Annotated in this window: 12 protein-coding genes; all 12 read right to left on the reverse strand. The window is 47.5% G+C overall.

All coding sequences use genetic code 11. The annotated features are described in order from the left end of the window. Positions 1-176: 176 nt before the first annotated feature. Positions 177-1,979, reverse strand: a complete 1,803-nt coding sequence (locus ACOJUN_RS13405; protein WP_422132445.1) for a hypothetical protein — start codon at positions 1,977-1,979, stop codon at positions 177-179. 161 nt (positions 1,980-2,140) lie between these two features. Continuing rightward, a complete protein-coding gene (locus ACOJUN_RS13410; protein WP_422132446.1) occupies positions 2,141-4,117 on the reverse strand; it encodes a hypothetical protein in 1,977 nt (658 codons plus the stop codon). Between the two features lie 660 nt (positions 4,118-4,777). After that, positions 4,778-6,832, reverse strand: a complete 2,055-nt coding sequence (locus tag ACOJUN_RS13415; protein ID WP_422132447.1) for a hypothetical protein — start codon at positions 6,830-6,832, stop codon at positions 4,778-4,780. 23 nt (positions 6,833-6,855) lie between these two features. Beyond that, entirely contained in the window at positions 6,856-9,753 is a 2,898-nt protein-coding gene (locus tag ACOJUN_RS13420) for a hypothetical protein (RefSeq protein WP_422132448.1), read from the reverse strand. Between the two features lie 156 nt (positions 9,754-9,909). Then, a complete protein-coding gene (locus ACOJUN_RS13425) occupies positions 9,910-11,667 on the reverse strand; it encodes a hypothetical protein (protein WP_422132449.1) in 1,758 nt (585 codons plus the stop codon). A gap of 344 nt (positions 11,668-12,011) precedes the next feature. Next, entirely contained in the window at positions 12,012-13,223 is a 1,212-nt protein-coding gene (locus ACOJUN_RS13430; protein ID WP_422132450.1) for a hypothetical protein, read from the reverse strand. A 252-nt stretch (positions 13,224-13,475) separates the two neighbouring features. After that, complete coding sequence (locus ACOJUN_RS13435; RefSeq protein WP_422132451.1) at positions 13,476-14,717, reverse strand: hypothetical protein; 1,242 nt, start codon at positions 14,715-14,717, stop codon at positions 13,476-13,478. Positions 14,718-14,960: 243 nt separating this feature from the next. After that, positions 14,961-16,088, reverse strand: a complete 1,128-nt coding sequence (locus ACOJUN_RS13440; RefSeq protein ID WP_422132452.1) for a hypothetical protein — start codon at positions 16,086-16,088, stop codon at positions 14,961-14,963. A gap of 280 nt (positions 16,089-16,368) precedes the next feature. Beyond that, on the reverse strand, positions 16,369-17,838 hold the full coding sequence (locus tag ACOJUN_RS13445) for a hypothetical protein (protein ID WP_422132453.1): 1,470 nt from the start codon (positions 17,836-17,838) through the stop codon (positions 16,369-16,371). A gap of 133 nt (positions 17,839-17,971) precedes the next feature. Beyond that, positions 17,972-19,225, reverse strand: a complete 1,254-nt coding sequence (locus ACOJUN_RS13450; protein WP_422132454.1) for a hypothetical protein — start codon at positions 19,223-19,225, stop codon at positions 17,972-17,974. A 280-nt stretch (positions 19,226-19,505) separates the two neighbouring features. After that, on the reverse strand, positions 19,506-20,906 hold the full coding sequence (locus tag ACOJUN_RS13455) for a hypothetical protein (protein ID WP_422132455.1): 1,401 nt from the start codon (positions 20,904-20,906) through the stop codon (positions 19,506-19,508). Positions 20,907-21,049: 143 nt separating this feature from the next. Beyond that, positions 21,050-22,315 (reverse strand): 6-phosphofructokinase, encoded by a 1,266-nt coding sequence (locus ACOJUN_RS13460; RefSeq protein ID WP_422132456.1) that lies wholly within the window; start codon positions 22,313-22,315, stop codon positions 21,050-21,052. Positions 22,316-22,514 lie beyond the last annotated feature (199 nt).

Below are 22,514 nucleotides of genomic sequence, written 5' to 3' on the forward strand. Positions count from 1 at the left end.
AGGGATGCGTGTTTAATAATTTTATCCTAGTGTTACGGGTTACAGAGAGGAAGGATAGATCAAGAAAATAAGAGTGTTTATCTGTCAAAGACCTTATGTTAAAAAACTCTATTAAAAAACTAAGGCTGTAAGGGGCACAACTTTATGGAATGGGGAGTGTCAGATCAGGGGCTGAGTTACTTGTCGTCACTGATATTAAAAGTGCTGCGTTTTCGATGTGTTTTTTTGTGATATGACAGGGCCAGAGCACTGCTGCAGACCAACCCGCATCTCTGCGACAGGCCATCCTGCCCGAATACTTTCACGTAACAGGTTTTTTGCCTGGGGTGATATTTTCTTTTGTGAGCCGACAGAGCATAAGGATTGTTGTAGATTTTGCCGCATATATTCCACTGGCCATTGTCCCCAACCATTATTATGCCACAGGCTTTTTGCCTGCTATGGTCTCTTCTTTTGTGATCCGACAGGGTTTGAGCATTCTTGCAGATCATCGCGCATGGCCACTGTTGGCCATCCCCCCCGACCACGGCTGCATCACAAATTTGTTGCCCGGTATGGTATCTGCTTTTGTGAACCGCCAGAGACGGCGCATTTTTGCAGACTCTCCCGCATGGCCGTGTCAGACCATCCTCCCCAATCACGCCCATTTCACAGGTTTGTTTTTGCTGGTTGTGGGCTCTCCTTTTATGAGACGACAAGGATTGAGCATTCTTGCAGACCGTCCCGCAATGCCGCTTCAGGCCATCCTGCCCAACCTCTGTTATGTCACAGGTTTTTTGCCCGGTGTGGTACTTGCTTTTGTGACATCTCAGAGCTTTGACATTCTTGCAGACTACACCGCATGGTCGCGGCTGGTTACCCTCCTCAACCACGGTCACGTTACAAGCTATCTGCCTGGTGTGGTCGTTAATTGCTGGCTGCAACTGGATTGCGTCTGTCTGAGAAAGATGAGGATGGTTCTGATCCGATTGGGATGATTCGGTGGTTTTTTGTTGTGTTTCTGAATGGTTAACCCTAACGGGAATACTTATACCTTTGAGAAAACTATTTACACAGAATGGCCGATTATTGTTTGCGAAATTATCGATGCCGGAGAGCAGACTCCCGGGCATTGGTAATTCGTGGTCGGGTGGTTCGGTCGGGTTGACATCAATGTCATGCAGATTTGGCTCGGATAGTTGGTCAAAATCGAATAGGGGCTGAATGTAAGAATGATCATTCCATAGTTCGAAAAGCGATTCTTGTTCGATATTTGTAGCGTTAACAGGTTTAACATGACTTACGCAACTATAGCAGTATTCACTGGTCAGATGAGGGCATGAGCTTTGTTCGAGTGTCGTTGCGTAAGATGGATTGTATTTACAAACACCATGACAAGGATAGACGTAGCAACTGAAAGCCATAGTATGCAGTTGTTGTTTTGGGTCTCCGTTACCGTCGGCAGAGCCAAAATATAGCAGTCTATTGAAATAGCCTTTGGCGTGGGTAGCTGCCTTTGAGGGCTTCCGGCAGGACGATTCTGATTGTTGAGTTTGTGATGGATTGTGTCCTGGGCTAAACATCGCAGTGATGGCTGCAGACGTCGCTGGGTGTTTAATCGGCTTAAACTGCAATAAGTCGCGATTCCAATAGTTCTTTAGAAGCCAGTTGACAGTGATGACCACTTCTACAAGTAGCCATGAATAAGGGGTGGCGCATGGAGGGGCGTCTTTGGTGGTAAGGATCGGTTCGAACGCAACCAGAAGGTGAGTAGCGTAAAGCAACTGCCAGGAACTCAAGTTAATGATGGCCGTTTTTATTTCGTAACCGAACGATTCTTGTCGATTATTATCAGGCGGCGAATCTGGTCTTTCATAGCTGTTATTGTCAGCAATGACTGAAGGGCTACCCGGCAACGTGTTCAGCTTAAGCTTTATAGAAAAGCTCTGGTTTGGAAAGTCTGCATCTTGTCCAAGCTCGACAACAGTACGTCTTGTCAACGGTTTTGCCTGACAGACGATAGATAGCGAAAGTAACAACAGCAGTGTTTTAAAGAGTGAGTGTTTAATAATTCTATCATTGTATTATGGTTCACAGAGATGAAGGATAGATCAAGAAAATAAATGTGTTTGAGAGGATGAGTATCAGATCGTTATTTAATTCATTTTGCTTTGTTTACTTTGCCTTCTTGAGAATCGGAGTCATTGTCCTGATTCGCATCAACAGACTGGCGCTTTCGATGTGTTTTTTTGTGATCCCGGAGGACACCAGCATTCTTGCAGAATTTCCCGTATGGTCGCAGCTGGCCATTTTTCCCGACCACGATTTCGTTACAGGTTTGTTGTCTGCGATGATATTTGCTTTTGTGTACTGATAGAGATGGAGCATTTTTGCAGACTAACCCGCATTGTCGTTGCAGTCCATTTTCCCCGACCAGGGTCGCGTCACAAATTTTTTTTTGCTTACTGTGGGCTCTGCCTTTATGAGACGACAGAGATTGAGCATTCTTGAAGATCATCCCACACGGTTGCTGTAGGCCATTCTTTCCAATCATGGTCACGTCACAGGTTTTTTGCCCGGTGTGGTATCTACTTTTGTGAACTGACAGGGATAGAGTATTTTTGCAGACTATCCCGCATGGCCGCTGCAGGCCACCCTCTCCGACCACGATCACGTCACAGGCTTGTTGCCCGGTATGGTATCTATTTTTGTGAACCGACAGAGATTGAACATTCTTGAAGAGCATCCCGCACGGCCGCTGCAGGCCATCTTCTGAAACCAGGGCCACATTACAGGTATTTCTTTTCCTTTCGACTCTTCTTTTGTGAATCGAAATGGCGTGGGCAGTTGGGTAGAGCTTGCCGCATAGCTGGTGCTGGCCATCCTCCCCGATCACAGTAACAATACTGGTTTGCTTCGTGTTGTGGTATCTGTTTTTGTGACATGCCAGGGCGCCGGCATTCTTAAAGACCTTCCCACATGGTTGTGTTTGGCCATCTTTATTGACCACGGCCATGTAACAGTTTTTTTGCCCGGTGTGGATTCTGCTTTTGTGAGATGCCAGAGACTTGTAATTCTTGTAGGCCCTCCCGCATAGTCGCTGCTGGCCATCCTCCTCGAACACGATCTCGTCACAAGTTGTCTGCCCAGTGCAGTCGTTCTCTGCTACCTGGACTCGTAATGCATCTGTCTGAGAAAGGTGAGGTTGGTTCTGACTCAATTGGGGTGATCCGGTGTTTTTTTGTTCTGTTGCCGAATGGTTAAGCGTAATGGACATTCCGGCTTCTTCAAGAAAACTATCTGTCTCGGGAAGTCTGTCAATGGCCGCATAATTATCAACGCTGGAGAGCAAATTCCTGTGCATTGGTACTTCATTATTCAGTGACCCGTCTGGGTTGAAACCAATGCCATGCGAATTAGACTCAAATGGTTGGCCAGAATAGAGGGTGGGTTGAACGTCAGAAAAATCATTCCATAGTTCGATAAGCGATCTTTGTGCGGAATCTTTAGCGTTAACAGGGTTAAAATGGCTTACACAGTGATGGCAGTAGCCACTGGGCAAATGAGGACATGAGCTCTGTCGGGGAGTTGCCCACATGTGGCCTGTCGCACTTACATCAGAATTCGGCAGCCATTCAATTGACTCTCTGCTATCAGCAGAGAGTCGGTAGCTACAAACACCATGACAAGGATAAACGTAACAATTTAAACCCATGGTATGCAGGTGTTGTTGAGGGCCGTCGTTACCGCTGCCAGAGCCAGAATATAAGAGACTTGTGGAATAATCTGTGTCCTGGCGAGCAGCCTTTGAGGCTCTCTGGCCAGATGATCCTGATGGCTGGTATTGCGGTGTGTTATGTCCAGAGCCAAACATTGCAGTGATGATTGTCAAAGACGCCATGTGCTCAATCGGTTTAAACAGTGATGAGTCGGAGTTCCAATAGCTTTTTAAAAGCCAATCGACAGCGACAATCACTTCTACAGAAAACCGTGAATAAGAGGGTGAGTATTGTGGAGCTTCTTTGATGGTCAGGATCAGTTTGCATGCAGCCAGCAGGTTTGTGGTGTATATGTGTCGTTTTTCATCAGGTGGCGAACTTGAGGTTGAATAGCCGTTGAAATCGACTAAGTCTGACATATAATACGACAGTGTACTGGTAACAGAGTTTATAGAAAAGCCCTGATTTGGAGAACTTGCATGCTGTTGAAGTTCAACACTATAACGGTCTGTCAACATTTCGGTCTGGGAAGTGACAGACAACATTAGCAGCAAAATCGGCGCCGCAGAGAGTGAGTGTCTGATAACTCCGTCCTTGTCTTCTGGTTTAAAGAGAGGAAGGATAGGTCAGGAAAATAAGTATTTTTTTGTGTCTTCCTCATGAAGGTGCGGTGGTCAGACCAGGGATTAAAGCTACCACCCCGGACCACGAGGGTTCTTACCGATCGTCCCCCATGGCCGCAGCCTGCCATCCTCTCCAATTACTGTCACCTATCGAAACCTTTAATGCTTCAGCCCAAGAAAGATGAGGTTGGCTCTGACCCAAATGTGACGATTCGGTTGTGCTTCTGAATGGTTAAGCGTAATGGAAATCCAGATTTCTTCAAGAAGACTATTTAAATCGTGCAGCTGATTAACGTCTGCAAAATCATCTATGCTGGAGAGCAAACTCCCGGACATTAGCAATAAACCCATTGCATGCAGGAGTTCCTGAGGACCTCCATTACTGCCACCAGAGCCAGAGTACAGAGGGTTTAAAACAACTGCCGAGAAATCGACTCATTAGACAGAGAGGATAAATCATTTTACGAAAATATGGGTATCAGTTCGGGGATCGAGTTTATCCTCCTGATCGACATCAGCACGTTTGCGTTTACGGTGTCTTCTTTTGTGATCCGTCAGAGCTTTGGCATTTTTGCAGACTTTTCCGCATGGCTGCGGCTCACCGTTCTCCCCAACTACCTTTACTTCACAGGTTTGTTGGCTGGTGTGGGCGCTTAATTTGTGATATCTGAGGACACGAGCATTCTTGCAGATCTTCCCACATGGATGAGCTTGACCATCTTTCCCGATCACTTTTGTGGCACAGGTTTGTTGCCCGCTGTGGCCTCTGCTTTTGTGATCCGTCAGGGCTTTGGCATTCTTACAGACTTTTCCGCATGGCTGCGGCTGGCCATTCTTCCCTTGCACTGTCAAGTCACAGGTTTGTTGCTTGGAGTGATCTTTTTTTTTGTGATTACACAGGTCTCGATTATTCTTGAAGATCTTACCGCATGACTGCGTCTGACCGTCCTCCCCAACCATGAATACCCTACATGTTTTTTGCTCGGAGTGATGATTGCTTTTGTGCATCTGCAGGGCCTGAGCATTCAAGCAGATCGTCCCGCATTGTTGCAGCTGCTTATTCATCCCCTCCACCAACACGCTACAGGTTTGTTGTCCGGTGTGATGTTGTTTTTTGTGAATCGTCAGGACTTGAGCGTTCTTGCAGTTCGTCCCGCATGGCCGCTTCTGGCCATCCTCGCCGATCACGTATACGTCACAGGTCTTCTGCCCTGAGTGGTATCTGTTTTTGTGGGATGAAAGAGATTGAGTATTTTTGAGGACCTTCCCGCATGGCTGCGGCTGGCCATCTTTCCCGAACACTGTTACCTCGCAGGTTCTTTGCCCATTGTGCGCCCTGGCTTTGTGAGATGACAGAATTCGAGCATTCTTGCAGACCTTCTGGCATGGCTGCTGCCGACCATCTTTCCCAGTCACGATCGCGTCGCAGATTTTTTGCCTGTCAGGGGCCGTTGTATGATTGTCCCCTGCAATTGCTGATTGTTCAGGGTTGCAGCTATTGGCAAAGTTGCTGCCAGTGTCATGAGTAGGTAGCTCAAATAGCAGATCAAAGTCGTAATGACGCTGAATGTCAAAAAGATCATCCAGTGTTCCGAAATGCGAACTTTCCCGGGAGTCTTTGGTGTTTTGAGAATGAAAATGATCTATGCAACTAAAGCAATTTCCACCAGCCAAATGGGGGCATGATTTTGCTATGGAATTCACTAGCCATTCATCGGGTTCTCCATTATCGGATGATGGTCGGAATAGACAAATACCATGACAGGGATTGGTGAAACAATTGAAACCGAAAGTATGTGAGTGTTGTTGAGGATTTTCTTCACCATCACCAGAGCCAGAATTCATGGGAGGAGTGAAAGAGCCTTTATAAGGAATGGTCGTACCCGAAGACTGTTGGCGGGTTGAATCTGATGGCTGACTTTGTTGTTGCTGATGTTCGGGGCCAATCATCACAGTGGTGATCATAAACGGCTGGTTTTGACTCGCTTCTTGTTGTTCGATCAGTGGTTCAATCGGGTTAAACAATGATGAATCAGGGGGCCAACAGCCTTTTAAAAGCCAGCTGACAGCGATAACTATTTCTACAGGTAGACATAGATGAGAATAAGGGCTTTGAAGGACGTCTTTGGTGGTCTGGATCGGCTCGAAAGAAGCCAGCAGATTCGTGACGTAAAGCAGTTGCCAGGAAATTGATTCGATATGGGGCGTTTTTACTCCGTGAGTACCCAATCTGTCTCCTTTGTCATCAAGCAGCGAATCTGATCCTGCGAAGCTGATTGTGTCGGCAATGTCTGACGGTGTGCCCGACAATGCGCGACGGTCAGGCTTTATAGAAAAGTTTTGTTTTTGATAACCTGCTGTCCGTTCAATCCTGACAATAAAACGTCCTGTTCCAGGCTCGGTCTGACTGAAGACAGATAATGACAGTAGCAGTAGAAGCGTTACCGCAAAGAGTGAATGTTTAATAATTCTATCCTTGCCTGATGGTTTAAAGAATGAATGATAGATCACTTCATGAAAGGGTGGTTGTCAGTTCAGGGACGGAGTTCATTGTTCTGGTCCACATCAACATGTTTGCGTTTTCGATGCCTTCTCATGTGTTCATACATGGATGAAGCATTCTTGCAGACCACACCGCATGGCCTTTTCTGGCCATCTTCCCCGACCAATGTCAGGTAACAGGTTTGTTTCTCTCCGTGGTCTCTTCTTTTGTGATTCTTCAGAGCTTGATTATTGATGCAGACCCTCCCACACGGCTGCGCCTGGCCATCCTTTGAGACGACTGGCACGTCACAGGTTTTTTCCCCTTTGTGGTATCTGCTTTTGTGAGATGACAGACATTTAGCATTCTTACAGACCTTCCCGCATGGCCGCTGCTGGCCATCTTTCCCGATCACGGTCAGGTTACAGCTTTTTTGTTTGCCGTGATTTTGTTTGTGATACCGCAGGGCTATAGGATGGGGGCAGACCTTCCCACAGCGCTGCGTCTGACCAGCCTCTGAGACGACTACCACATCACAGGTTTGTTCCCTGCCGTGATATCTGATTTTGTGAGATGACAGGCATTTAACATTGCTAAAGACCTTCCCGCATGGCCGCTGCTGTCTATCTTCCCCGATTACGATTTCTTCACAGGTTGACTGCCCGGAGTGGTATGCGGTTTTGTGATACGCAAATACAAGATTATTCACACAGAACTTTCCGCATGGCCTTTGTTGGCCATCTTCCCCGATCACGGGCATGTCACAGGTTCTTGTCCTGGTGTGGCATTTGTTTTTGTGGCGTGTCAGGGCCACAGCACTATTGCAGACCTTCCCGCATGGCTGTCGCTGGCCATCTTCACCGAACACGGATACATCGCAGGTTTGCTGGCCGGTATGGTATCCGCTTTTGTGCGTAAACAGGGCAGGAATATTCTTGCAGGTCTTCCCGCATTGCCGCTGCTGGCCATCCTCCCCGACGACAGTCACCTCACAGATTTGTGGTCCGGTGTGGTATCTGTTCCTGTGACTCGACAGGGCTTTAGCATTCTTGCAGGCTTTCCTGCATGGCCTCTGCTGGCCATCCTCCCCGACCACGATAATGTCACAGATTTGTTGCTGGCCGTTGTGGTATTCGTTTTTGTGACTCGACAGGGCATGAATATTCTTACTGGCCTTCCCGCATGGCCGCAGCTGGCCATCCTCGCCGACGACAGTCACGTCACAGATTTGTGGTCCGGTGTGCTCTCTGTTCTTGTGATTCGACAGAGCTTGAGCATTCATAAAGGCTTTCCAGCATGGTCTTTGCTGGCCATCTTCCCCGACCACGATCATGTCACAGAATTTTTTCCCGCTGTGGTATTTGCTTCTGTGACACGTCAGGGCCTTGGTATTCTTGTAGACTCTTCCGCAGAGTCGCGGCTGGCCATCCTCTCCAGCTATTTTGTAGTCACAGACTAGCCCGTTGTGGTATTTGCTTTTTTGAACCGACTGAGTTTCTTGAGAATATGCCGTTTCTATCTGGACATTGTCAGATACTGAAGAAGTTTGTACTGTGCCCGTCTGGGTTTGTGTAAAGGAAATCCCGATTTCTTCGAGACGACTTTCAAAACTGACTGACTCATTCATGACCGCAAAATTATCAGTGGTGAAAGACAAATTACTGAGCATTGATACTTCGTCACCGAGTGGCTCGTTAGCGACATTTTTAAAGTCGGCTACTGCACTGATCAAAGTAAAGTCGGCCTCGCCTATAGCGACATCGTTTGAACAGTTGTTATCAATGTCATGGGTCACTGGCTCTGATAGCTGGCTGCAAGTGTATTGGCTTTGAATGCCAGGGAAATAATCCCTTGTTTCTGGAAATGTGTTTTGTTGTGAACATGAAATGTTTAGAGAATTAGTGTGATCCAGACAACTAAAACAGTATCCATTGGCTAAATGAGAGCATGAGCTTTGTCTGGGTGTTTCTCCTTTGTAGTCTGTCGATCTTTCTTCGGGATTCAAAGCCTTTTCAGCGGGCTCTCTGCTATCAAATGATGGTCTCAATCTACAAACGCCATGGCAGGGGTAGATGAAACAATTTAAACCCAATGTATGTTGGTCTTGTTCAGGGCCTTCGTCACCGTCACTATACCCATGATTCAAGAGGCTAGTGAAAGTGCCTGTAGTGTGGGTATGGGTTTTCAGGGTTTGCTGTCTGGATGATCCTGATGACGGGTTTTTTGCTGGGTCATATCCAGAGCCATACATCACAGTGATGATCTGGAACAGGTTTTCCCCCCGTTTCAATATAGATAAAAAATGTTGTCTGATAGGATTAAAAAGTAGTGAATCGGGGTTCCAATAGCTTTTGAAAAGCCAGCCGAGAGCGACACCCACTTCGACAGGTAGTCCGGAATAATGTTTGGGTCTGAGAGTTGTGGTGTTAATTGTCAGGATCAGTTCGTAAGCAACCAGAAGATGCCTGAGGTCAGGCAATTGCCACGAAATCAACTCAATAAGGGGCGTTTTTACTCTGTAACCATCAGCTCTGTGTCGTTTGTCATCAGGTGGAGAATCTGAGGCTGCATAGCCGTTTTCAAGATCGATCTCTGTCGGGTTGTCGGACAATGTCTGTCGGTCAGGATTTATAGAAAAGCTCTTATTTGGCAAGCCTGCAACCTGTCCGGGTTTGACAACAAAACGTCTTGCCAACGCATCTGCCTGACAGGTAACAGACAACAACAGCGCCAACATCAGTGTCGTAAAGAGTAGTCCCTGTCGTTTTTTATTCGATGGTGAATCTGACCCTGCGTAGTCATTTGTGTCGACAATGTCTAACGTTTTGACCGGTAATACAGGCAGGTCACGCTGTATAGAAAAAATCGCGTTTGAAGAGCTTGCATCCTGTGCAAGCTCAAAAATGAAACGTCTTGTTAACGCTTCGGCCTGGCAGACGACAGGCAACATCAGCATAAGTAGCAGAGGTGTCGCAAAGAGTGAGTGTGTAATAATTCTATCCTTGCTTTCTGGTGTACAGAGAGGAAGAGTAGACCACCCTCCTGAGCATGGGAACCAGAGTTTTGTGACAGCCCGGTAACGGCGGGAGACAGATTAGATTTTTACTTATTCAATGTGACTTTTTGAGGGCTCAGGTTTGTTCCGGACCACACTGGCAGGCTGGCGTTTTCGATGTTTTCTTTTATGATGCTCCAGGGTTATGGTACTCCTGCAAATTTTTCCGCATGGCGACGAACGTTCATCTTCTCCGACTTCTATCACGTCACAGGTTTTTTGCCCGCTATGGACACTTCTTTTGTGATCTGACAGAGATTTTTTACTCCTGCAGATCTTTCCGCATGGCCGCTGAAGGCCATCTTCCCTGAACACAATGACACTACATGTTCTGTGGCTGGTGTGGTGCATGCTTCTGTGATCCGACAGGGCTCTGGAACTCTTGCAGACCCTTCCGCATGGCTGCTGCAGGCCATCCTCCCTGACCACGATTAAGTTACAGATTTGTTGTCCGGTATGTACTTTTCTTTTGTGATCTGCCAGGGCTTGAGCATTCTTGAAAGCTATCCCGCATGGCTTTTGATGGCCATCATTCCCGACGACAGTTCTATTACAGTTTTTTTGTCCGGTATGGTATCTCTGTTTGTGAGTTGACAGAGCTTGAACATTCTTCAATAGCCTCCCGCATGGCTGCTGCAGGCCATCTTTACTGACGACAATTGTATTACAGCGTTTTTGTCCGGTGTGGTATCTCTTTTTGTGAATTGAAAGGGTTCGAACATTCTTGAAAATCTTCCCGCACGACTGCATCCCATCTTCCCCGACCACTTTGACGTCACAGGAGAGGGCTTGATGGCAATGTGTTATTCCGGATAGAGTGTTCTCAGGTGCTACTGTATTCATTGATTCTATAGGATTGCAGCTATTGTCTGGGTTGCTATCAGAGCCAGACGTTTGAAACAGTTGACCAGAGTTGCATTGGAATTGGATGTCAGCGAGATTATTAAATGTTTTTAAAGGCATGGTTTGTCCCGGTTCTACAGGATCAAAATAATCCATGCAACTAAAGCAGTATCCATCGGCTAAATGAGTGCATGAGCTTTGTTTGGGTGTTTTTTCAGTGTAGTTTGTCAAATTTTCTTCGATGTCCAGCAGCCATTCAGCAGCCTCTGCGTTTTCGGATGCTTGTCGGAGTTTACAAACGCCATAACAGGGATGAACGAAACAATTCAGGCTTAAAGTATGCTGGTTTTGTCCAGGGCTCTGGCTACCGTCACCAAAGTCAGAATGCAGTGGCTTGGCGAGAGAGCCAGTAGGCCGGTTGTTGGCTTCAGGGGCTTGTTGGCAGGATGATTCTGATGGTTGGCCTTCTTGTTGGTTATGTCCAGAGTTAAACATCACAGTAATGACTGAAAAAGCGTGATCTACCTGTGACAACATAGATGCCCCCTGTTGTTCCATCGTGTTTAACAGGGGTGAACCGGGGCTCCAATAACTTTTTAAAAGCCAGCCGACAGCGACAACCACTTCTAAAGGTAGCCATGAATAGGGGCTGGCACTCAGAGCGGCGTCCTCAGAGGCCAGGGTCAGTTCGTAAGCAACCAGCAGGTTAGTAGAATAAAATCTTTGCGACGAAATCGAATCGATAAGGATCATTGTTGCTTCGTTACCGTCATGTCTGTGCCGCTTGTCATTAGACGGTGAAGCTGATCCCGAACAGGTGTCTGCACTGGCAATGCCTGATCGCTTTCCAGGCACTGCAGGCTGATCACACTTTATAGAAAAGCTGTGGTTTGGAAAGTTTTCATTCTGTTCAGGCTCAACGGTAAAACATCCTGTCCACAGTTCGGGCTGACAGATTACAGACAACAGTAGCAGCAATAGCTGTGCTGTAACGAGTGACTGGTTAATGATTCTGTACTTGCATTCCTGTCTATAGAGAAGAAGGTTAGACCACCTTATGAAAAAAGAGGGTATCCTAAAACTCCAGCATCTCGTTCACTTATTCCGAGTAGGAATGCATACCCCTAAGAAAATCTCGCTCTACAACTTCAGATAGACTATAGGTTCCCAGGCTGAAGAAAGTCGCAAAAGATAAGCGAGCAAGCCTGGGCTACCTTTTTAACCGGCATCAGCGCAGTACTTTTGCGACATTCTCGACAGAGTGGGGTCAGATTAGGACCGAGGCTATCCTACGCGTCCATATCAAAAGGCTAACGTCTTCGGTGAGTACTTTTGTGTTCCGACAGGGATTCAAAAGGCATGCAGACCTTCCCGCATATCTCCAACTGGCCGTCCCTGCGCACCAATATCCCACAGGTTGGTGGATCAAAGTAGTAATCGCTCTCGTCTTCCGACAGGGATTCATCATCCAACAGGGATTCATCATCCGACAGAGGTTCTTCATCTGAAAGTGGACCGTCATCCGAAAGGTGATCGTCATTGGACAGAGGATCGTCATCCGAAATGGGGTTGTCATCGGACAGAGGATCGTCATCCGCTAGACCTTCGTCTTCTGACAGGGTTTGTATTGTGCCTGTTTTGGAAAAATGAGGTTGGCTCTGACCCAATGGGGATGATTTTGTAGTATCTGTTGTTATTTGTTGTGTTTCTGAAGTTCCTGGCGGGAAGGGGGGCGTTAACTCATTGCAAGGGGTGGACTGTCGATCGAAGTCCTCATTGAGCCTTGACCTTTTTCCCGGTCTTGCTTCTGCTTGTCGGAATTGACAAACGCCATTACAGTCATTTGCGAAACAATTTAAACCAAAAGTGTGTTGGTCCAGTTCAGGGTCTCTTTTGCGGCCGCTAGAGACATAATGCTCGTGACTGGAGAAAGTGCCCATAAGCCGGGTGCTTGTTCCTGAAGCTGGCTGGCTGGATGATTTTGACCGCTGGTCATGCTGTTGGTTATCTGCCGGGCTGAGCATCATAGTGTTGATCACGAACGGGTAATCCTGACTCGCCTGCTGTTGTCCAATCGTGTTAAACATCGGTGAGTCGAAGTTCGAATAACTGTTTAAAAGCCAGCCGACAGCGATAAACGCTTCCACAGGTAGTCGCGAATAAGTTTTGGGGCTTTGAGGGGCGTCACGGGTGGTCAGGAACAGTTCGTAAGCAACCAGCAGAGGAGTGGTGTAAAGCAAATGCCACGAAATCGACTCAATAATAACCGTTTTCAGCCCGTAAACGCTGAGCCCGAATGCTGTGTCATTTGCCTGAGAGTCCCGGACTGGATGAACGTTGATGTTAGTAGTGGTTGAAGGGGGGAGCGGTAATTTGTGCAGGTCATGCTGTTTGATAGAAAAACTTCCGTCTGGAGAGCCAGTATTTTGTTTAATCTCGACAATATAACGTTCTGTTAATACCTGAGCCCGGCAGGTGACAGACAGCAACAGCAGTGCCGCAAATAGAGGGTTCTTAATCACTTTATTCTTACATCCTGGTTTGAAGGGAAGAAGTATAGACCAAGAAAATAAGCGTGTTTTCTGACAAAAAAAATTGCTAAAAACTCATTAAAATGCAGCTGTATCGATTGCTGGGCCCTGAGAGTGTGATCATGAGCCATTCGATGGTTAGATGGATGACTTCGGTCACTTAGTTAAAAGTCTTGTGTCCTTTGGTGTTTCCGGACTGCCAAGCAAAACATATTACCCTCATGAAAGAGGGTGTTGCAAAACTTATCCTCTTGCTCTTTTTGGGGTTGGATGATTTTGATTTACATCAGGAGGCCTAAGTCCCCGGTTTGCACCAACAGGTATTCGAAGATGCACTATTCTTGTTTGCTTGCTCAGCTGACGAGCATTCTTGCAAAGACGTCTGCATGGCCTCGGGCGTTGATCTACGGGCAAGTCACAGGTTTCCGGTTCGGTCCTGTATCTTTTCTGGTTACCCGACGCAGCTTTTACGGTGCCCGTTTGGGAAAAGTCAGGTTGGTTCCGACCCAAAGCAGCGCAGAATCTTTTCCACAGCCTCGATACGGGAGGGGGCGTTATACTGGCTCGGGCTTCCTGCGGGCTTTCCCTGCGGCTGTGATCCAGTTGGGATAATTCCGTCGTTTGTGTTGTTATTGGTTGTGTTTCTGAAGACGCTCCCGGGGATGGTGAAAGTGTCTGGGTTAGCGAAAAGGAGAACCCGACTTTTTCAGAAGGTAAGCTCTGTGGCTCTGAGTTCCTGTAGAGCCTTGACCTTGTTTTCGGTCTTGCTCCAGATTGTCGGAATTTACAAACGCCATTACAGTTATTCGCGAAACAATTTAAACCCAGAGTATGCTGGTTTTGTTGAGGTTCTCCGTCACCGCCACCAGAGTCAGAATGCTGGCGGCTGCTGATAATGCCTCTAAGCCGTGTCGTTGTCCCTGAGGCTTGCTGGGTGGATGATTCTGACAGTTGGCCTTGTTGTTGGTTATCTCCGGGGCTAAGCATCATTGTATTGATCACAAACGGATAATCCTGACTCAATTCTTGTTGTCCAACCGGATTAAACATGGGGGAATCGGGATTCCAATAGCTGCTTAACAGCAAGCCGACAACGATAAACGGTAGCCATGAATAGGTGTTGGAATTTATATAGACGTCTTTGGTCGTCAGGGTCAGATCGTAGGCAACCAGTGCATGGGTAGCGTAGAGCACATGCCACGAAATCGACTCAATGATGGCCGTATGTAGTCCGTATCCGCAGGGTCCGGGTGGTATGTTATTTGCCGGGGAATCTGATCCTTCATAGTTGTTTATTTTGGTAATGATTGAAGGGTTTTTCGGCAATGTACGCGGGTAGTGCTGTTGGTTAGAAAAGCTTTTGTCTGGAGAATCTGTATTTTGTTGAAGCTCGACAATATAACGTTCTGTTAATGCTTGAGCCCGGCAGGTGACGGATAATAACAAGAGTAACAGCAGGGCCGTAAAAATTGGGTTTACAATCACTTTTTTCTTACATTTTGATTTAAAGCGAAGAAGTGTAGACCAGAAAAACAGGTGTGTTTTCTATCAAAGATCATTTGTTAAAAAAACTCTATCGCTGGCTGCTGAGCCCCCGGGCTGTGGTCACGTCACAGGTTCATTGTCGTCTGTGGCTTCTCATTTTGTGAAAACTCAGGGATTGGCAGTCTTGAAGACCTTTCCACATCGACGCTATTGGCAATATTCGCTGATTTAGACCTCACAGACTCATCGCCCTCTGTGGCAGCGGCGTTTGTGCTCTGCCAAGGCTCGTCTATTTAAGCAGGTTCTCTGGCATGACCGCAGCAGGCCATCCTCGTCGACAAAGGGTATGAGACATGTCAGATTGTCTGTTCTCCTTGTGAAAACGAAAGGCAACGAACGGAAATCCCGGGGCTCGTTATGAGTACCTGGTAAGTTCTGTTGTGCCTCTTCGGTTACTGCAAAATCAGGTGATTGTGCTAATAAATTCATATCTGCTCTGCAAAGTGGGCAGGTTTTCATTGACCGTCGCGGAGCGTTCAGAAACACCCTTCGTAAACAGTGTGTGTCAATTTTCTGTGAACAACAGGGAGTAACCATTGCATTGTTAAATTTATCAAAACATATAGGGCAGTTCTCACCTGCTTCAGCCAGCTCTTGGCTTTCGGATGGTGGTCGGAATCGACAGACGCCATTACAGGAATCGACGTAACAATCCAAACCGTAAGTGTGCTGGTGTTGTTCAGGGTTTCCGTTACCTTCGCCAGAGCCTGAGTCCAGTGAGCTGGTGAAAGAACCTGTAAGTTGGGTGGTTGTTCCTGAGACCTGCTGACCGGATGATTCTGATGGCTGGCTTTGTTGTGGGTTATCTTCGGGGCTAAGCATCATTGTATTGATCACAAACGGATAATACTGGCTCAATTCTTGTTGTCCGATCGTACCAAACATGGGTGAATCCGGGCTCCAATAGGTGTTTAACAACGAGTCGGCAACAATAAACGGTAGCCATGAATAAATGTTGGAGTTTAGATGGGCGTCTTTGGTAGTCAGGGTCAGTTTGCAGGCAACCAGCAAATGGGTAGCGTAGAGCAGATGCCACGAAATCGACTCACTAATGCCTGTTTTTAGCCCGTCACTGCCGGGTCCGGGTGACTGGGAATCTGACCCCATAAAGTTGTTTGTTTTGGCAATGCTTGAAGGGTTGTTCGGCAATGTGCGCAGGTCATGCTGCGTGATAGAGAAGCTCTGGGTTTCAGGGAAATCTGTATTCTGTTCAAGTTCGACAACAAAATGTTGTGTCGATCGTTGAGCATGGCAGGTGGCAGACAAAGACAGCAGTAACAGCAGTGGTACATAGATTGACTGTTTGGTCATTTATTCTTACATCCTGGTTTAAATGTTCTGCAAGTAATTTTGCGAGACCAAGTGTAGACCAGGAAAATTGATTGCGTTGCAGCAGTACCCGTTGGCGAGCCATGAGAGGGTAGTTACGAGCCATTTGGCTCGTGCATCTCCTCAAGCAAGTAGTCTCTTTTAGAAGGAGCCGATGAATTCCCAAGATGGGAGCCCGGAGTGCCTGAGAGTGTGGGAACGAGTCAACGTGGACGCTGCTGGTCCTCCTCAGTCCCACGGTTATGTCACAGCTTCATTGCCGTCAGTGTCTTTTTCTTTCGTGGTCCGCCAGGGCACTGGCATTTCTGTGGACCATCCGGCATGGTATTTGTCGGCCATTCTTGCCGATCACGGTCATTACGCAGGTTTTTTGCACTGTGTGGTATTTTCTTTCGTGGTCCGCCAGGGCACTGGCATTTCTGCAGATCTTTCCGCATGGCCTTTGTTGGCCATTCTTGCCGATCACGGTCATTACGCAGGTTTTTTGCACTGTGTGGTATTTACTTTTGTGATGCGCCAGAGCTTGAACATTTTTGAATTTTTTTCCACATGGACCTGACTGGCCATCTTTGGAGGTGACGGTCACATAACAGGTTGGTTGCTCGTTGTGATAGCGGCGTTTGTGGTATGACAGGGATATGGGATTCCTGCAGATTTTCCTGCACTGCCGAACCCGGCCATCCTCGCCGACTACTGGCCTGTCACATATTAGATCGTCTGTTCTCCTGATGAAAACGAGAGGGTCCGAACGGACACCCCGGGGCTCGTTATAAGAATCTGGCAAGTCCTGCTGTGTTTCTTCAGTTACTGCTAAATCCGGCGATCGTGCTAAAAAATCCATGTCTGCTCTGCAAAATGGGCAGGTTTTCGTGGTCCATCGAGGAGCGGTCAGAAACACCCTTCGCAAACAGTATGTGTCAATTTTCTGCGAACAACAGGGAGTGACCATTGCATTGCTAAATTTATCAAAGCATATAGGGCAATTCTCACCTGCTTCAGCCAGCTCTTGGCTATCGGATGGTGATCGGAATCGACAAACGCCATTACAGGAATCGACGTAACAATCCAAACCGTAAGTATGTTGATGTTGTTCAGGGTCTCCGTTACCGTCGCCATAACCTGAATCCAGAGGGCTGGTGAAAGAACTTGTTAATTGGGTGGTTGTTCCTGATGCCTGCTGACCGGATGATGCGGATAGCTGGCTTTGTTGTGGGTTATCTCCGGGGCTGGGCGCCATGGTGGTGATTACAAACGGATAATCCTGACTCAATTCATGTTGTCCAATCCGATTAAACATGGGGGAATCGGGATTCCAATAGCTGCTTAACAGCAAGCCGACAACGATAAACGGTAGCCATGAATAGGTGTTGGAATTTATATAGACGTCTTTGGTCGTCAGGGTCAGATCGTAGGCAACCAGTGCATGGGTAGCGTAGAGCACATGCCACGAAATCGACTCAATGATGGCCGTATGTAGTCCGTATCTGCGGGGTCCGGGTGGTATGTTATTTGCCGGGGAATCTGATCCTTCATAGTTGTTTATTTTGGTAATGATTGAAGGGTTTTTCGGCAATGTATGCGGGTAGTGCTGTTGGATAGAAAAGCTTTTGTCTGGAGAGTCTGTATTTTGTTGAAGCTCGACAATATAACGTTCTGTTAATGCTTGAGCCCGGCAGGTGACAGATAATAACAAGAGTAACAGCAGGGCCGTAAAAATTGGTTTTACAATCACTTTTTTCTTACATTTTGATTTAAAGCGAAGAAGTGTAGACCAGAAAAACAGGTGTGTTTTCTAATAAAGACCATTTGTTAAAAAAACTCTATCGCTGGCTGCTGAGCCCCCGGGGCGTGGTCATGTCACAGGTTCATTGCCGTCGGTGGTGCATCATCTTGTGAAAACTCAGGGTTCTGGCATTCCGGAAGATCCTGCTGCATGGCCTTTGCTGGCCATTCTCGCCGATCACGGTCAGTTCACAGGTTTGTTGCCCAGAGTGGTACTGTGTTACGTGTGCTGCCAAGGCTCTTCTATTCCTGCAGTGCCTCCCGCATGGCCGTGGCTGGCGATCCTGGCCGATTATGACATTGTCACATGTCAGACTGTCTGCTCTCCCGGTGAAAACGAAAGGGGCCAAACGAAAACCCCAGGGTTCGTTATAAGGATTTGGTCGGTCCTGCTGTCCCTCTTCGCTTACTGCAAAATCCGGTGATTGTGCTAACAAATTCATGTCTGCTCTGCAAAGTGGGCAGGTTTTCATTGACCGTCGTGGAGCATTCTGAAACGTCCTTTTTAAACAGTGGTTATCAATTTTCTGCGAACAACAGGGAGTAATCATTGTGTTGCTAAACTTTTCATAGCATATAGGACACTCCTCATCTGCTTCAGCTCGCTCACTGCTATCGGATGGTGGTCGAAATCGACAAACACCATTACAGGAATCGACGAAACAATTTAAACCGTAAGTATGCTGGTGTTGTTCAGGGTCTCCGTTACCATCGCCAGCGCCGGAATCCAGAGAGCTGGTGGGAGAGCCTGTCAGTTGGGTGGTTGTTACTGCTGTGGCCTGCTGTCCGGATGATGCTGGTGGCTGGCCTTGTTGTGGGTTATCTCCGGGGTTGGGCGTCATGGTGTTGATCGCAAACGGATAATCCTGACTCAATTCTTGTTGTCCAATGGTGCCAAACATGGGTGAATCGGGATTCCAATAGCTGTTTAAAAGTGATTCGACAACGATAAACGCTAGCCATGAATAGGTGTTGGAATTTATATAGGCGTCTTTGGTCGTCAGGGTAAGTTCAAAGGCAACCAGCAGACGGGTAGCATAAAGCACATGCCACGAAATCGACTCAATAATGGTTGTTTTTAGCCCGTAACCGTCGGGTCCAAATGGTATGTTATTTGCCGGGTAATTTGACTCTGCATAGTCGTTTGTTTTGGCAATGATTGTAGGGTCGTCAGGCAATGTATGTGGATAATGCTGTTGGATAGGAAAGCTTTTGTCTGGAGAACCTGTATTCTGTCGCAGCTCGACAATATAACGTTTTGTCAGCATTTGAGCCTGGCAGGTGACCGGTAATGATAGCAGCAACAGCAGCACTGCGGGGAGTGGGTGTTTGATCATTTATTCTTGCATCCTGATTTAAATATTCTGCAATCAATCTTGCGAGGCCAAGTGTAGCCCAGGAAAATTCTTTGAAGCGCTGCGGTATCCTTTGGCGAGGCCGAAGAGGGTAATCACGAGCCATTCGGTGGTGGATGGGTGGCTTTGTGTACCTATCAAAACGATTATTGTCTTTTACTGAAGGGGCTTATGCATTCCCACGCTTTGACCCACAGGGCCTGAAAGCGTGAGAACGAGGGCAAAGCGGGAACGAGTTGAGAGCAAAAGGCGAGCGTCAGATTTAATCGCTACTGACTTCTTTTTGCTTTTCTGAGGCTGGGTTATGCTGGTTCACACTGGCAGGCCTACGACCATGATACATCATTCTGTGCTGCATCAGACGCTGAGGATTCATGCAAATCCGCGTGCACCACGGCCACCCCGGGCCCTCAACCTCAATGCCACAGACTAGCAGGTCGTGTCTGTTTTGGTTACCCGATGGGGCTTCAGGGGTGGGTTGGCTCCGACTCAACGCAGCACAGAACCTTTGCCAAAACTTCGATAGATTGTCCTTCAGACCCGTTCCGGCTCCCTGCTGTTTTTCCCAGCCGTTGTGAAACTTGTCAAAGTGATCCACCAGGGCTTGACGACTCCCGCAGATCGTCCCGCATGGTTGCAGCGTGCCATTCGGGCTTTTCACGCGTTCGCCACAAACTGCCTCTTCACAGAGTAGGTAAATGTACCCGTTTCGGAAAACCTCCGGGTCTCTTGCAGTGGCTATTTGGGCAAGAGTCGCGTGTTGGGTCTGACGCAAATATGATAACTCCCTCGATTCTGTTTTTATTGGCTGTGTTTCTGGAGTCTCAGCTATGGAGGTTGACGGCGACTGGGCAAGCGAAAGTGAGAACCCAACGGCTTCTGAAGGAGAGCTTTGTGGATCGAATTCCCCATCGAGCCCTGAGCCTTGTTCCGTTGTTGCTTCTGATTTTCTGAATTTACAAACGCCATTACAGTTATCTGCGTGACAGTTTAGATCGAAAGTGTGTTGCTGTTGTTTAGGGTCTCCGTTACCTTCGCCAGAGTCAGAATGCGGGTGGCTGGTGATAGTGCCTCTCAGTCGTATGGTTGTTCCTGAGGCTTGCTGGGTGGATGCTGTTGATAGCTGGCCTTGTTGAGAATTATCTTCGGGGCTGAGCATCATAGTGTTGATTGCAAACGGGTGGTCCTTACTCGCCTCTGGTTGTCCTATCGGGTTAAACATCGGTAAGTCGCTGATCCAATAGCTGCTTAAAAGAGAGCCGACAGCGATAAATGCAAGGGGTAGTTGAGAATAGGTTTTGGCGTCTGGAGAAGTGTCATGAGTGGTCAGGATCAGTTCGAAGGCAACCAGCAGATGAGTAGCGAAAAGCAAATTCCAGGAAATCGACTCAATAATGGTCTTTTTTAGCCAGTAACCGTCGGGTCCGAATGCCAGGTTATTTGTCGGGGAGTCTAATAATGCATAGCTGTTTGTTTTGCCAGTGATTGAAGGGTTATCCGGCAATGTATGCCGGTCATGCCGCTTGATAGAAAAGATTTTTTCAGAAGAATCCACATTTTGTTGCAGCTCGACAATATAACGCTCTGTCAACCATTGAGCCTGGCAGGTGACAGATGACGACAGCAACAACAGCAGTGCCGCAAGGAGTGAGTGTTTGAACATTTATTCTTACATCCTGATTTAAAGTTTCTGCAAGTAATCTTGCGAGACTGAGTTTAGATCAGGAAAGTAAGAGTGTTTTTTTAATAAAGCACGCCCGGAAGAGGTCACTACATAGCATGATTTCCTGTCCGGGCGTGTTCGATTCAGCTATCAAAAGTGTTGTTGAGTTTTTTCTCAACCATCACTTTTCTCAGCTTGGCGAATCTTGGCAGACCATTGAGATAAGGCGGGTATTCTTCACCTTCAATCAGCGGCTCAAGGTATTCCCGGCAGACCGGAGTAATGCCAAAGCCTTCCTCATCAATGAACTCCATGGGCATTTTCTTTTCGAAGTTGGCCACTTCTTCCAACTGCACTTCACCGATAGACCAGCGATAGGGCGCATTGGACTCACGGGTGATACAGGGCATTACGGCATTTTTGCCAGTGACCGCCAGTTCAACTGCTGCTTTACCCACGGCATAAGCCTGTTCAACATCCACTCTGGAGGCAATATGTCTGGCTGAACGCTGCAGGTAGTCTGCCACCGCATAGTGGTATTTGAAGCCGTGCTCCCGCTTGATCATGGTGCACAGTGCCGGTGCCACACCACCGAGCTGCTGATGACCAAAAGAGTCGATGACCGTGGTTGAAGCAGATACAAAACTGCCATCGGCGTATTTGGCGCCTTCAGAGGCGACAATGACACAGTAACCTTCTTCATCCACGGTTTTCTTGACCTTGGCCAGAAACTTTTCTTTATTCAGCGGCGTTTCCGGGAACACAATAATATGAGGAGGGTCTCCATTCTGACGGGCTGCCAGTCCGGCGGCGGCTGCCAGCCAGCCGGCATGGCGGCCCATCACTTCCATGACAAACACCTTCGTAGAGGTATCGCACATAGAGGCAATATCGTGGCTGGCCTCTTTGGTGGAAACGGCAAGGTATTTGGCGGCTGAACCAAACCCGGGGCAGTTGTCGGTTACCGCCAGATCATTATCGATGGTTTTGGGAATGCCAATGCAGGTGATAGGGTAGCCCATTTTTTCACTGAGCTGAGACACCTTCAGCGCCGTATCCATGGAATCGTTACCGCCGTTGTAGAAGAAGTAGCCGATATTGTGTGTCTGAAACACTTCGATCAGTCGGCGGTATTCTGCTTCACTCTCTTCGAAGGATTTGAGCTTGTAACGGCATGATCCAAATGCGCCTCCGGGGGTTCGGTGAAGTGCTCCGATGGTTTCATGGGATTCCTGACTGGTGTCAATCAGTTCTTCTCTGAGCGCTCCCAGAATACCGTTATAACCCGCATAGACCTTACCAATTTGGTCCGGATAGCGACGTGCGGTCTCGATAACGGCGCAGGCACTGGCATTGATAACTGCTGTTACGCCCCCTGACTGTGCATAAAATGCATGTTTGATTGACATCCTGAGTGGCTCTCGCTGAATAGTAATCTTGGCTTTGAATGTTTCTGTTGTTCTATGGTTTAGCGGGTTTCGATCCGCATAATACTTAAAACAAGCCTGTTTGTCCGTTTATTTAGCGGAATTTTTTCTGTAAAAAGGTAAGGAAAGAGTCTTAAATCCACGGCCAGAACGACTTCGCATTGGCCATATGTTTTCAGAA

Source organism: Endozoicomonas sp. ALD040 (assembly GCF_049275945.1).
Taxonomy (GTDB): Bacteria; Pseudomonadota; Gammaproteobacteria; order Pseudomonadales; family Endozoicomonadaceae; genus Endozoicomonas_A.

Excerpts from the sequence above, each read along its gene's own strand:
- ACOJUN_RS13410 (WP_422132446.1), bottom strand. The coding sequence starts at position 4,117 with ATGTCAGACTTAGTCGATTTCAACGGCTATTCAACCTCAAGTTCGCCA.
- ACOJUN_RS13420 (WP_422132448.1), bottom strand. The coding sequence starts at position 9,753 with ATGTTGCCTGTCGTCTGCCAGGCCGAAGCGTTAACAAGACGTTTCATT.
- ACOJUN_RS13440 (WP_422132452.1), bottom strand. The coding sequence starts at position 16,088 with ATGACCAAACAGTCAATCTATGTACCACTGCTGTTACTGCTGTCTTTG.
- ACOJUN_RS13450 (WP_422132454.1), bottom strand. The coding sequence starts at position 19,225 with ATGATCAAACACCCACTCCCCGCAGTGCTGCTGTTGCTGCTATCATTA.
- ACOJUN_RS13455 (WP_422132455.1), bottom strand. The coding sequence starts at position 20,906 with ATGTTCAAACACTCACTCCTTGCGGCACTGCTGTTGTTGCTGTCGTCA.
- ACOJUN_RS13460 (WP_422132456.1), bottom strand. The coding sequence starts at position 22,315 with ATGTCAATCAAACATGCATTTTATGCACAGTCAGGGGGCGTAACAGCA.